Annotated in this window: 10 protein-coding genes; 9 read left to right on the forward strand and 1 reads right to left on the reverse strand. The window is 72.6% G+C overall.

What is annotated here, in order from left to right; all coding sequences use genetic code 11:
* Window positions 1–53 precede the first annotated feature (53 nt).
* The 9 genes from mmsA to ABZ822_RS09700 all read left to right on the forward strand — a co-directional run bounded on the left by mmsA (window position 54) and on the right by ABZ822_RS09700 (window position 11,858).
* The gene (mmsA, locus tag ABZ822_RS09660; RefSeq protein WP_360849580.1) at window positions 54–1,553 is read left to right on the forward strand and encodes a CoA-acylating methylmalonate-semialdehyde dehydrogenase; all 1,500 of its coding nucleotides are present in this window, start codon (window positions 54–56) and stop codon (window positions 1,551–1,553) included.
* Window positions 1,554–1,670: 117 nt separating this feature from the next.
* Window positions 1,671–2,396: a flavodoxin family protein gene (locus tag ABZ822_RS09665; protein ID WP_360849583.1), complete on the forward strand. Its 726-nt coding sequence runs from the start codon at window positions 1,671–1,673 to the stop codon at window positions 2,394–2,396.
* Window positions 2,397–2,645: 249 nt separating this feature from the next.
* Entirely contained in the window at window positions 2,646–5,477 is a 2,832-nt protein-coding gene (locus ABZ822_RS09670; RefSeq protein WP_360849586.1) for an alpha/beta fold hydrolase, read from the forward strand.
* On the forward strand, window positions 5,474–6,346 hold the full coding sequence (locus tag ABZ822_RS09675) for an ABC transporter permease subunit (RefSeq protein WP_360849589.1): 873 nt from the start codon (window positions 5,474–5,476) through the stop codon (window positions 6,344–6,346). Before ABZ822_RS09670 ends, ABZ822_RS09675 begins: the two co-directional genes overlap by 4 nt.
* A 232-nt stretch (window positions 6,347–6,578) precedes the next feature.
* The gene (locus ABZ822_RS09680) at window positions 6,579–6,941 is read left to right on the forward strand and encodes a VOC family protein (RefSeq protein WP_360849591.1); all 363 of its coding nucleotides are present in this window, start codon (window positions 6,579–6,581) and stop codon (window positions 6,939–6,941) included.
* 16 nt (window positions 6,942–6,957) lie between these two features.
* Window positions 6,958–7,377 carry a TIGR03668 family PPOX class F420-dependent oxidoreductase gene (locus tag ABZ822_RS09685; RefSeq protein ID WP_360849594.1) on the forward strand — a complete coding sequence of 140 codons (420 nt, stop codon included), beginning with the start codon at window positions 6,958–6,960 and terminating at the stop codon, window positions 7,375–7,377.
* Between the two features lie 328 nt (window positions 7,378–7,705).
* A complete protein-coding gene (locus ABZ822_RS09690; protein ID WP_360849597.1) occupies window positions 7,706–9,079 on the forward strand; it encodes a potassium transporter TrkG in 1,374 nt (457 codons plus the stop codon).
* The gene (locus tag ABZ822_RS09695; RefSeq protein ID WP_360849600.1) at window positions 9,072–9,794 is read left to right on the forward strand and encodes a TrkA family potassium uptake protein; all 723 of its coding nucleotides are present in this window, start codon (window positions 9,072–9,074) and stop codon (window positions 9,792–9,794) included. The genes ABZ822_RS09690 and ABZ822_RS09695 overlap by 8 nt, the downstream gene beginning before the upstream one ends.
* A gap of 96 nt (window positions 9,795–9,890) precedes the next feature.
* The gene (locus ABZ822_RS09700; protein ID WP_360850455.1) at window positions 9,891–11,858 is read left to right on the forward strand and encodes an NAD-binding protein; all 1,968 of its coding nucleotides are present in this window, start codon (window positions 9,891–9,893) and stop codon (window positions 11,856–11,858) included.
* A 78-nt stretch (window positions 11,859–11,936) separates the two neighbouring features.
* Here the strand turns inward: ABZ822_RS09700 and ABZ822_RS09705 are convergent, their stop codons facing one another.
* Window positions 11,937–12,209: a GlsB/YeaQ/YmgE family stress response membrane protein gene (locus tag ABZ822_RS09705; protein WP_360849602.1), complete on the reverse strand. Its 273-nt coding sequence runs from the start codon at window positions 12,207–12,209 to the stop codon at window positions 11,937–11,939.
* Window positions 12,210–12,304 lie beyond the last annotated feature (95 nt).

Consider the following 12,304-nt stretch of genomic DNA (forward strand, 5'->3'; position numbering starts at 1 on the left):
GTCACCGGCCCCCGCACCACCGCCCACCCGTCGCCCACCGCCTCTCGCAAAGGATGACCATGAAGACCATCGACCACTGGATCAGCGGGAAGTCCGTCGAAGGCGCTTCCGGCAACTACGGCCCGGTGACCGACCCGGCGACCGGTGCGCAGACCACCCGGGTCGCGCTGGCCTCGGTCGAGGAGGTCGACGCCGCGGTGGCCGCGGCGAAGGAGGCGTTCGCGACGTGGGGCACCTCCTCGCTCGCGGCCCGTACGGCGGTGCTCTTCGCGTACCGTGCGCTGCTGGACGCCCACCGCGACGAGATCGCCGAGCTGATCACCGCCGAGCACGGCAAGGTGCACTCCGACGCGCTGGGCGAGGTCGCCCGCGGCCTGGAGATCGTCGAGCTGGCCTGCGGGATCACCACCCAGCTCAAGGGCGAGCTGTCCACGCAGGTCTCCAGCCGCGTGGACGTGTCCTCGATCCGGCAGCCGCTCGGCGTCGTCGCGGGCATCACCCCGTTCAACTTCCCGGCCATGGTGCCGATGTGGATGTTCCCGCTCGCCATCGCCTGCGGAAACACCTTCGTCCTCAAGCCCAGCGAGAAGGACCCGTCCGCGGCGCTCCTCCTCGCCGAGCTGGCCGGCCAGGCGGGTCTGCCGGAGGGCGTCCTCAACGTCGTCAACGGTGACAAGGTCGCCGTCGACCGGCTCCTCGAGCACCCGGACGTGGCCGCCGTCTCCTTCGTCGGCTCCACCCCGATCGCCCGCTACATCCACACCACCGCCTCCGCGGGCGGCAAGCGCGTCCAGGCCCTCGGCGGCGCCAAGAACCACATGCTGGTCCTCCCCGACGCCGACCTCGACGCGGCCGCCGACGCCGCCGTCTCCGCCGCGTACGGCTCGGCCGGCGAGCGCTGCATGGCCATCTCCGCGGTCGTCGCGGTCGGCGGCGTCGGCGACGAGCTGGTGGCGAAGATCCGCGACCGCGCCGAGAAGATCAAGATCGGCCCGGGCAACGACCCGACCTCCGAGATGGGCCCGCTCATCACCAAGGCCCACCGGGACAAGGTCGCCTCCTACGTGACGGGCGCCGCGTCCCAGGGCGCCGACGTCGTCCTGGACGGCACCGCCTTCACCGTCGAGGGCTTCGAGGACGGCCACTGGATCGGCCTGTCGCTGCTCGACCACGTCTCCACGGACTCCGACGCGTACAAGGACGAGATCTTCGGCCCGGTGCTGTGCGTGCTGCGCGCCGAGACCTACGAGGAGGGCCTGGACCTCATCAACTCCTCGCCGTTCGGCAACGGCACCGCCATCTTCACCCGCGACGGCGGCGCCGCCCGCCGCTTCCAGATGGAGGTCCAGGCGGGCATGGTCGGCGTCAACGTGCCGATCCCGGTGCCCGTCGGCTACCACTCCTTCGGTGGCTGGAAGGACTCGCTCTTCGGCGACCACCACATCTACGGCAACGACGGCGTGCACTTCTACACGCGCGGCAAGGTCGTCACCACCCGCTGGCCGAACCCGGAGGACGGCGGCGTGGACCTCGGCTTCCCGAAGAACCACTGACCTCCGATCGGCGGATCACGTCACACGGCCCGGCGGCATGCCGGGCCGTGTCGCGTCCGGGGGAGCGGGGAGCCGTGGTGAGCTGAGCTGCCGGGGGGCAGTCCGAGGAGGAGACCCGTGCCCGCATCAGCCGCAGCCCCGCGTACGTACGACGACCTGAAGGCCCTGTTCATCAACTGCACCCTCAAGCCGTCCCCGGCGGTGAGCAACACCCAGGGCCTGGTCGACATCAGCCGCTCGATCATGGAGCGCGAAGGCGTCCAGGTCGATCAGATCCGCGCCGCCGACCACGACATCGCGACCGGCACCTGGCCCGACATGACCGAGCACGGCGCCGCGAGCGACGTGTGGCCGCAGCTCTACGAGCGGGTGCTGGCCGCCGACATCCTCGTCCTGGCGGGCCCCATCTGGCTCGGCGACAACAGCTCGGTCACCAAGCGTGTGGTCGAGCGCCTCTACAGCTGCTCGTCCCTGCTCAACGACCGCGGCCAGTACGCCTATTACGGGCGCGTCGGCGGCTGCCTCATCACCGGGAACGAGGACGGCGTCAAGCACTGCGCCATGAACCTGCTCTACAGCCTCCAGCACCTCGGCTACGCCGTCCCGCCGCAGTCGGACGCGGGCTGGATCGGCGAGGTCGGCCCCGGACCGTCCTATCTGGACGACGGTTCCGGTGGCCCGCAGAACGACTTCACCAACCGCAACACCACCTTCATGACCTGGAACCTGATGCACCTGGCCCGGCTCCTGAAGGACGCGGGCGGCTTCCCGGCGTACGGCAACCAGCGCTCCGAGTGGGACGCGGGCTGCCGCTTCGACTTCGAGAACCCCGAGCACCGCTGAGACGCCCGCCGCCGCTGTGTGAGATCCGGTACACCCCCGGACGGGGAAGTCCGTACGGTTTTTCCTGACTTGTGCGCCATCTGGCTGACACCGGCCGTTTCTTCCGCGGAGGACCCCTGTAAGGGCCACGGAGACGCCGCGTACCGCCGCCGCGGTACGTGTCCGGTCCCTCCTACCGCGGAGGGAGGTGCCGGGATTCCGTCCACCGGCCCCCTCGGGATGTCCGAGGGCGTCCGTAGGATCCGGGACATGGATCTCCGACTGCCCGGACGCGTACCCCGGCCCCGGATGCCCCAGCGGCGGGGGCGGTGGCTCGTGGTCCTTGCCGTGCTCGCCGTCCTCGCCGGCGGCGTCACCTGGACTGCGGCGGCCGGGGGCGAGGAGCCGGTGCACCGCGAGGACCGGATGCTCGCCCTGCCCGAGACGCCGGGGTCCTCCGAGGACGTCAGGGTCGACACGGCCTTCTACACGGCCGGTCCGGCCGGCACCCGCCGCCCCGCCGTCCTCCTCGGCCACGGCTTCGGCGGCAACAAGGAGCAGCTCCGCACCGAGGCCGAGCAACTGGCCCGCGAGGGCTACGCCGTTCTGACCTGGTCCGCGCGCGGCTTCGGCAAGTCCACCGGCCGGATCGGGATGAACGACCCGGACCGCGAGGTCGCCGACGTCCGCCGGATGATCGACTGGCTCGCGAAGCGGCCGGAGGTGCGGCTGGACGCCCCCGGCGACCCGCGCGTCGGCGTCACCGGCGCCTCGTACGGGGGCGCGATCTCGCTGCTCGCCGCCGGCCACGACAAGCGCGTCGACGCCATCGCTCCGCAGAACACGTACTGGAACCTGGCCGACGCGCTCTTCCCCAACGGCGTCTTCAAGAGCCTGTGGGCCGGGATCTTCTTCTCCACCGGCTCCGCCCCGCTCCCGACCGGCGGCGACGAGGAGGGCGCGGCCCCGGGCGACGGAAGCCAGGCCGCCGCCTCCGGCCAGGACCCGGCGGCCGGACAGAGCCTGGGCGGAGCCGCGGGCGCCGCGCCCGGCGCGGTCCCGCCGCCCGGACAGGAGCCGGGCTGCGGCCGGTTCGAGAAGGAACTGTGCACGATGTACGAGCGCGTGGCGGTCGCGGGCAAGCCGGACGCGGCGGCGCGTGAACTCCTCACCGAGCGCAGCCCGTCCGCCGTCGGCGACCGCATCAAGGTCCCCACCCTGATCCTGCAGGGCCAGACCGACTCGCTGTTCCCGCTGGACAACGCCGACCGGATCGCCCGCGCGGTCCGGGGGAACGGCGCGCCGGTCTCGGTCGACTGGCTCGCCGGCGGCCACGACGGCGGCGACCAGGAGACCGACCGGGTCAGGAGCCGTGTCACCGCCTGGTTCGACCGCTATCTGAAGGACGAGAAGGCCACCGACACCGGACCGGCCTTCCGCGTCTCCCGTACCGGAGGCATCGACTCCACCGACGGGCGTTCCCAGCTCCGCGGCGCGGACGGCGAGCGCTACCCGGGTCTCGACGGCACCGAGCGCCGCACGGTCGCCCTCACCGGCCGCGAGCAGCGGATCGCCAACCCGGCCGGAGCCACGCCGCCCGCGATCTCCGGGCTGCCCGGCGTCGGCAACTTGTCCCGGCTGTCCGGGCTGGGGGTCGGGATGTCCGTCGACTTCCCCGGCCAGTACGCGAGTTTCCAGTCCGCGCCGCTGAAGGAGGGCACCCGCGTCACCGGCTCGTCCTCGGTCCGCGTGAAGGTGCGGACCGACGCGGACGAGGCCGTGCTGTTCGCCAAGGTCTACGACGTCGGTCCCAACGGCACGAGGGTGCTGCCCTCGCAGCTCGTCACGCCCGTCCGTGTCACGGACGCGAAGGAGGGCAGGACGGTCCGGCTGCGGCTTCCGCCCGTCGACCACAACTTCCAGGCCGGGCACCGGATGCGGCTCGTCCTCTCCTCCACCGATCTGGCGTACGCGTCCCCGGCCGAGCCCGCCGCGTACTCCGTCGCGCTCGACGAGCCCGGCGCCCTGACCGTGCCGACCGCGCCCGAGGTGCAGACCGGCTACGACGCCCTGCCCTGGTGGACCTGGGGTCTGCCGCTGGCCGGAGCCGTCGCGGCGGCCGCCCTGCTGCTGACAGGCCGCCGTCGTACCGCGGAGTCCCCGCCTGACGCGGCACTGGCCGAGGTGCCGCTGCAGATCACGGACCTGAGCAAGCGGTACGCCAGGTCCGCCGACCGGTACGCCGTCCGCGACCTGTCCTTCCGTGTCGAACGCGGCCAGGTGCTGGGGCTGCTCGGGCCCAACGGCGCGGGCAAGACCACCACCCTGCGCATGCTCATGGGCCTGATCCGGCCCGACGCCGGGGAGATCCGCATCTTCGGCCACGCAGTCGTCCCGGGCTCGCCCGTGCTGTCGCGGGTCGGCTCGTTCGTCGAGGGCGCCGGATTCCTGCCGCATCTGTCAGGGCGCGCCAACCTGGAGCTGTACTGGCGGGCCACCGGACGCCCGGCCGCGGACGCGCACATCGACGAGGCGCTGGAGATCGCCGGTCTCGGGGACGCCCTGGAGCGCGCCGTCCGCACGTACTCCCAGGGCATGCGGCAGCGGCTCGCCATCGCCCAGGCCATGCTCGGCCTGCCGGACCTCCTCATCCTCGACGAGCCCACCAACGGCCTTGACCCGCCGCAGATCCGCGAGATGCGCGAGGTCCTGATCCGGTACGCGGCCGCCGGGCGGACCGTCATCGTCTCCAGCCATCTGCTGGCCGAGGTGGAGCAGAGCTGCACGCACCTGGTCGTGATGGACCGCGGCGAGCTGGTCTCCGCCGGGCCCGTCGCGGACATCACCGGCAGCGGTGACACGCTCCTGGTCGGTGTCGCGGGCGGCCCGCCGTCCGGCGCCGTGGCGGACCGGGTCGCCGCCCTGCCGGGTGTCGTCTCCGCCGTGCGCACCGACGAGGGCCTGCTCGTACGGCTGGACGGACTGACCACCTCTCAACTGCTCGTCGAACTGGTCCGGTTGGAGATCCCGGTGGACCGGGTCGGGCCGCACCGCCGCCTGGAGGACGCGTTCCTCACCCTGATCGGAGGAGGCACCCCGTGACCGCGACGGACCGCACCAGCGCACTGGTGGACTCGGCGCCGGGCTACCGCGCACGGCACACGCTGCCCCTGCGGGTGGAGGCCATGCGCCAATTGCGCCGCCGCCGCACGTTCGTGATGGGCGGGGTGCTGGCCGCCCTGCCGTTCGTCCTGATCGCCGCCTTCGCCATCGGCGGCGGCTCGGACAACGGCAACGGCCGGGTGACGCTCATCGACACCGCCACGGCCTCGGGCGCGAACTTCGCCGCGACCTGCCTGTTCGTCTCGGCGGGCTTCCTGCTGGTCGTTCCGGTCGCACTGTTCTGCGGCGACACGGTCGCCTCGGAGGCGAGCTGGTCCTCGCTGCGCTATCTGCTGGCCGCGCCGGTGCCGCGCACCCGGCTGCTGGTCGCCAAGCTGACGGTCGGGCTGGCCTTCAGCGCGGCGGCGATGGTGCTGCTGCCGCTGGTCGCGCTCGTCGCGGGTACGGCGGCGTACGGCTGGGGTTCCCTCCAGCTGCCCACCGGCGGCTTCCTGGAGCCGGGCACGGCACTGCCGCGGCTGGCGGTGGCCGTCGCGTACATCTTCGTCGGACAGCTCGTCACGGCGGCGCTGGCCTTCTGGCTCTCGACGGTGACCGACGCCCCGCTGGGCGCGGTCGGCGGCGCCGTGGGCCTGACGATCGTCGGCAATGTGCTCGACCAGGTCACGGCGCTCGAATCCTGGCGCGACTTCCTGCCCGCGCACTGGCAGTTCGCGTGGGCGGACGCGCTGCAGCCGCAGCTGGAGTGGGCCGGGATGATCAAGGGCACGGCGGTCTCGGTGGCGTACGCGCTGGTCCTGACCGCGCTGGCGTTCCGCGGCTTCCGCACCAAAGACGTCGTGTCCTGAGGGGCGTGCGGTCCCTGACGGGCGTGCGGTCCTGAGGGGCGTGCGGTCCCTGACGGGCGTGCGGTCCTGACGTGCTTGGTGCCGTGACGGACAAGGCGTCCTGACGGTGCGTCGGGGGCCGGGGTCTCCCGGCTCCGTCTGCCCCAGGCCCCGCGCGCTCGCCGGGCGGCGGCGGCCGGCCCGCCGTACGGTGGTCGGTGCGGCGACCGTCACGACCGAGGGAGCGAGCCCCATGACCGGTGAACCGGCCTTCTTCGAGATCGGTGTGGAGGACCCCGAGCGCGGCCGTGCCTTCTACGGCGCCCTCTTCGGGTGGAGCTTCGAGCCGGGCCCCTCGGGCGGAGGGTCCGCCATCGGTACGCCTGGCCTGCCCGGCGGTCTGCACGGGGGCGACCCGGGTGCCTCGCCGTATCTGTTCTTCCTGGTGGACGACATGGAAGCGGCGCTCGCCCGCGTCCGGGACCTGGGCGGCACGGTCGAGGAGGCGGACGTGGAGGGCGACGACGACTCGGTCCGGACCTTCGGCCGGTTCCGGCTCTGCCGCGACGACCAGGGCTCGCGCTTCGGGCTGCACCAGCGGCCGTCCCCGTCCTGATCGCCGGCGGTGCGCGATGGAGCTTCAACCGGCCGAGGCGCGGCGGCGCTTCGCGGCGGCACGGGTCGCCCGGCTCGCGACCGTGAGCGACGACGGCCGGCCGCACCTGGTGCCCGTCACGTTCGTGCTGGACGGCGACATGCTCTTCTCCGCCGTCGACGACAAGCCCAAGCGCACCGCGGATCTGCGGCGGCTGCGCACCATCCGGGCGAACCCGGCTGTCACGCTGCTGGCCGACCACTACGCGGAGGACTGGACGACGCTCTGGTGGGCGCGCGCCGACGGTACGGCCACGGTCGTGGAGGACGAGACCGGACGGGCCCGCCCGGTGGCGCTCCTGCGGGAGAAGTATCCGCAGTACCGCGAACAGCCGCCCCGTGGACCGGTGGTGGCGGTCACGGTGGACCGCTGGTCCGGCTGGTCGTACGCACTCTGAGCCCGCGCCCCGTTCGTGTCGTACGCACTCTGAGCCGCGCCCCGTTCGTGTCGTACGCACCCTGAGCCGCACGCCGTCTGAGCCGGGCGCTTGCGGCCGACTCCTGCCCCCCCACACCGGCCCCCCTGCGGCCCGCCGGTCAGGACGCGCGTCGCGTACGGCACCCGTGCGGACGGGTGCAAAACGGGCGAATGCCTCCACGGTGAATGCCTGCCGCGCCGGTAGGGTGACGCACCGCCGAGAAGTCGGCACACCAGCGCGGCAGGTACGGCCCGCCGGTGCGGTGAGGCCGGGACAGCGGGGCCGGCACGGCGGAAGGGGCGGTGCGGTGGCCACGGTTCCGCCTCGGACGCGATGGTCCCGCCTCGTCACCCATCCGGCGAAGGTCGTGGTGCTCTCCTTCGCCCTCGTGATCGCCGTGGGCACGTTCCTGCTCGCCCTCCCCGTCGCCACCCGCAGCGGCAGGGCGACCGACGTCCTGACCGCCCTGTTCACCGCCACCGGCGCCGTCACCGGCGGTCTCACGATCGTGGGGACGGGCTCGTGGTTCGGCCCGTTCGGGGAGTGGGTCGTCCTCGTCCTCATCCAGGTCGGCGGACTCGGCATCATGACGCTCGCCTCGGTCCTCGGCCTGCTCGTCTCCGGACGCCTCCGGCTGCCGATGCAGCTCACCGCGCAGGAGGAGACGGGGAGTCCGGGCGCCGGCGACGTGCGGAGCGTCCTGCTGGGCGTCGCGGGCACCACGTTCGTCATCGAACTCCTCACCGGCGCGGTGCTGTTCCTCCGGTTCTGGCTCGGCTACGGACAGGGCGCCGGGGAAGCGGCGTTCTACGGCTGCTTCCACTCCGTCTCGGCGTTCAACAACGCCGGCTTCGGCCTGCGGGACGACAACCTCGCCGGCTACGCGGACGACCCCTGGGTCCTCGTGCCCGTCGCCGTCGCCTGCATCCTCGGCGGCCTCGGCTTCCCCGTGCTGCTCGAGCTGCTGCGCCGCGGCCTTGCACGGCGCCACGGTGTCCGCGCACGCCGCTGGTCGCTGCACACCCGGCTCACGCTCATCACGTACGGGATCCTGCTCGCCGCGGGGAGCGTGTACATCTGCCTGCTGGAGTGGGGCAATCCGGCCACGTTCGGCGCCATGTCCTGGGGCGACAAGGTGCTGAACGGGTTCTTCCTCTCCACCAGCGCCCGTACCGCGGGCTTCACCTCCGTCGACATCGGCGCCATGGAACCCGCAACCCTCCTGGGCATCAGCGTGCTGATGTTCATCGGCGCCGGCAGCGCGGGGACGGCCGGAGGTATCAAGGTCACCACCTTCGCCCTGCTGGGCGCCGCGATCGTGGCCGAGGTCCGCGGGGACTCCCGGGTGAACGTCCTCGGCCGCCGGGTCCCCTCCTCCGCCGTCCGCCAGGCCCTCACCGTCGCGCTGCTGGGCATCGGGCTGGTCCTCGCCGGAATGCTCGTGCTGCTCACCGTCACGGAGGAGTCCGTGGAGGCCGTACTCGTCGAGACCGTCTCGGCCTTCGGCACCGTCGGCTTCACCACGGGCATCACAGGGTCCCTGCCCGCGGTGTGCCAACTGACCGTCATGGTGCTGATGTTCGCCGGGCGGCTCGGCCCGATCACCCTTGCCTCCGCCCTCGCCCTGCGCGAGCACGGCCGCCGCTACGAACTCCCCGAGGAGCGACCCGTCATTGGCTAGCCATCCGAAGGACCGGCGCGAACGCCGCCGCCGGCGCCTGGAGACCGTCCACGGGCGGCGCGCCGCCGAGGCGCGGGTCGCCGTCCTGGGGCTGGGCCGCTTCGGCTCCTCCCTCGCCCTGGAACTCATGCGGCGCGGCTGGGACGTGCTGGGCATCGACGCCGACCCGCACGTGGTGCAGAAGCTCAGTGACGACCTCACGCACGCGGCGGCCGCGGACTGCACCGACCCCGAGGCGCTGGTCCAGCTCGGGGTCGCCGAGTTCGCCGACGTCGTGGTCGGCATCGGCACCGACCTGGAGTCGAGCATCCTGGTCACCTCCAATCTCTCCGGCGCCGGGGTGCCCAACATCTGGTCACGCGCCTCCAGCCGCCAGCACGGCGAGATCCTGCGGCGCATCGGCGCGCACCATGTCGTGCTCCCTGAACACGAGATGGGGGAGCGCGTCGCCCATCTGGTCACCGGCCGGATGCTGGACTTCATCGAATTCGACAGCGACTACGCACTGGCCAAGACGATCGCCCCGGAGGAGGTCGACGGGGTGCCGCTCGGCGAGAGCCGGGTACGCAGCCGGTACGGCGTCACCGTGGTCGGGATCAAGCGCCCAGGCGCCGACTTCACGTACGCAACGGCCGAGACGGTCGTCCACGCCGGGGACGTCGTGATCGTCACGGGGAGGACACAAGCGGTGGAGAGTTTCGCCGAGTTGGCTTGATCCGTGACCTCACCGGTGTCGAACAGGCATGCTCTACGCGTGCCTTCCCTGCCGTTCCAGCTCCCCTTTCCGCGCCGTGCACCGCGCGCCGGCCACATGGTCGTCTGCGGGGACAACGCGCTCGCGCACCGGCTCGTCACCGAACTGGCCACCGTCTACGGCGAGCGGGTCACCGTCGTCCTGCCGTCCGTCCGGCACCGTCACGGACCGCAGATCGCCGCCCTCGCCCGCCGCTCCGAGCTGGAGGTCTCGGTCGTCGAGGCGGCGGAGCCGGACGACGGGGCGCTGATCGAGGCGGGCGTGGAGGGCGCCGCGGCGCTCGCGCTGACCATCGGCAACGACCAGGACAACATCCACGCCGCGCTGCGCGCCCGCCGCCTCAACCCCGAACTGCGCATCGTCGTACGCCTCTTCAATCGCAAACTCGGACGGCATCTCGAAGCGCTCCTGGAGCGGGCCTCGGCCGTCCGCTCACCGAGCATGGATCCGGCGGCGATCGAGGCCTCGACGACGGTGCTGTCCGACGCGGACACCGCCGCCCACTCGCTCGCCGCGGCCGCCGTCACCGGCACCACCAAGATCGTCCAGGCCGACGGGCTGATGCTGCGCGCCTCCGATCGCAGCGCGGGCGAACGGAGGAGCCGGGGCGCGCTGTGCACCCTCGCCCTGCACGCCACCTCCGACGACGAGGAGCCCCAACTGCTCCCGGACGACGAGACGCTGGCCAACACGCACGCCGCGCACCCAGCCGTCGTCCTGGAGGCGCTCAGCCACGGCACGGAAGGGGCGCCGCCGGCACCGCGGCTGACCGGATCCCTCCCGCTGGCCTCCTTCTTCTCCCGCAGGCTGCGCATCGCGACCGCCGGGCTGACGGGGCTCGTGGTCCTGCTCGCCGTCTTCACCTGGCTGGTCACCCCCGCCGATCCGCTGAGCGCGTTCTACCTGGCGCTGCTGGACGTCTTCGGTATCGGCGATCCCGCCGTCGGCGAGTCCACGGGCCGTCAGGTCCTGCAACTCCTCGCGGGACTTGCCGGGTTGATGATGCTGCCGCTGCTCTTCGCCGTCGTCCTGGAGAGCTACGGGTCCTTCCGCGCCGCCTCCTCCGTCCGCAGGCCGCCGAGCGGTCTGTCCGGGCACGTCGTGCTGCTCGGCCTCGGCAAGGTCGGGGCCCGTGTCCTGGACCGGCTGTGCGAACTCGACGTGCCCGTGGTCTGCGTGGAGCGCGATCCGAACGCCCGCGGACTGGCCATCGCGCGCAGCCGCAGAGTGCCGGTCGTCATCGGCGACGTCACCGAGGAAGGGGTATTGGAGGCGGCCAAGATCCGCCGCAGCCGCGTCCTGCTGGCCCTCACGAGCAGCGACAGCACCAACCTCGAAGCGGTGCTCTACGCGCGGGAGATACGGCCCGATCTGCGGGTCGTCCTGCGGCTGTACGACGACAAGTTCTCCACCACCGTCTATCGCACGCTCCGGGACTCCTACCCGGGTGCCCTCACTCGCAGCCGCAGTGTGTCGGCGCTCGCCGGACCCTCCTTCGCGGGAGCGATGATGGGCCGCCAGATCCTCGGCGCGATCCCGGTGCAGCGCCGGGTGCTGCTCTTCGCGGCGATCGAGGTGGGCGGCCATCCCGAACTCGCGGGCCGTACGGTCGCCGAAGCGTTCCGCCCCGGCGCCTGGCGGGTTCTGGCCCTCGATGTGGCGGCCCCCGAGGACCGCACGCCTGACCTGTCGCTGCCGCTGCGGATCGATGCGGAGCGCCGTGGGCCGGAGCTGGAATGGGACCTGCACCCCGGGTACGTGCTGCGGCCCGAGGACCGCGTCGTCATCGCGGCCACGCGGCACGGACTGGGGCATCTGCTGCAGCGGGGTGCGGCACCGGACACGCCGCCGGGCCGGAGCCCGCGGCGTACGCCCGCGCCGGGGCGCGTCACGGACCCCGGGCGGGGCGACGAACCGGACCGCGGGCCCGAGGCGCGTCGGGATCCGGACGGGGACCGGGATCCGTCCCCGGACCGGGATCCGGACGCGGACCTCGACCGCGACGCGGAGCCCGGGGCGCGCTGAACCGCGGTGCCCGGCGCGGTGGTCCGAGGACGTCCGCGGCCGGGCACCTCTCCTGACAGCGCCCGCCGAGGGCGCGGGTCAGCGGCGTTCTCGTGAGTGGCCGAAGAGGATCCGGTAGCCGATCAGCAGCACCAGGGCACCGCCGATGGCCGCGACCCAGGTCTCGGGGTCGTAGAAGTCCGTCGACACCTTGCGGTCGAGGAAGTGCACCGCGAGCCATCCACCGACGAAGGATCCGACGATCCCGATGAGGGTCGTGCCGATCAGCCCACCCGGGTCGCGACCGGGGAGCAGCACTTTCGCGATGACTCCGGCGATGAGGCCCAGGATGATCCAGCTCACAATGCTCATGTCGGCGTCCTCTCCACGCACATGCCGTTCCAGTCCGGAACTCTGTCCGGAACCTGCCCGGAGTTCATGTCCGGACACTGGAAGGACGCTTTCTG

Origin of the sequence: Streptomyces sp. NPDC047108 (assembly GCF_040643575.1) — a bacterium.
Lineage (GTDB): Bacteria > Actinomycetota > Actinomycetes > Streptomycetales > Streptomycetaceae > Streptomyces.

Excerpts from the sequence above, each read along its gene's own strand:
- ABZ822_RS09700 (WP_360850455.1), top strand. The coding sequence starts at position 9,891 with ATGGTCGTCTGCGGGGACAACGCGCTCGCGCACCGGCTCGTCACCGAA.
- ABZ822_RS09680 (WP_360849591.1), top strand. The coding sequence starts at position 6,579 with ATGACCGGTGAACCGGCCTTCTTCGAGATCGGTGTGGAGGACCCCGAG.
- mmsA (WP_360849580.1), top strand. The coding sequence starts at position 54 with ATGACCATGAAGACCATCGACCACTGGATCAGCGGGAAGTCCGTCGAA.
- ABZ822_RS09685 (WP_360849594.1), top strand. The coding sequence starts at position 6,958 with ATGGAGCTTCAACCGGCCGAGGCGCGGCGGCGCTTCGCGGCGGCACGG.
- ABZ822_RS09705 (WP_360849602.1), bottom strand. The coding sequence starts at position 12,209 with ATGAGCATTGTGAGCTGGATCATCCTGGGCCTCATCGCCGGAGTCATC.
- ABZ822_RS09670 (WP_360849586.1), top strand. The coding sequence starts at position 2,646 with ATGGATCTCCGACTGCCCGGACGCGTACCCCGGCCCCGGATGCCCCAG.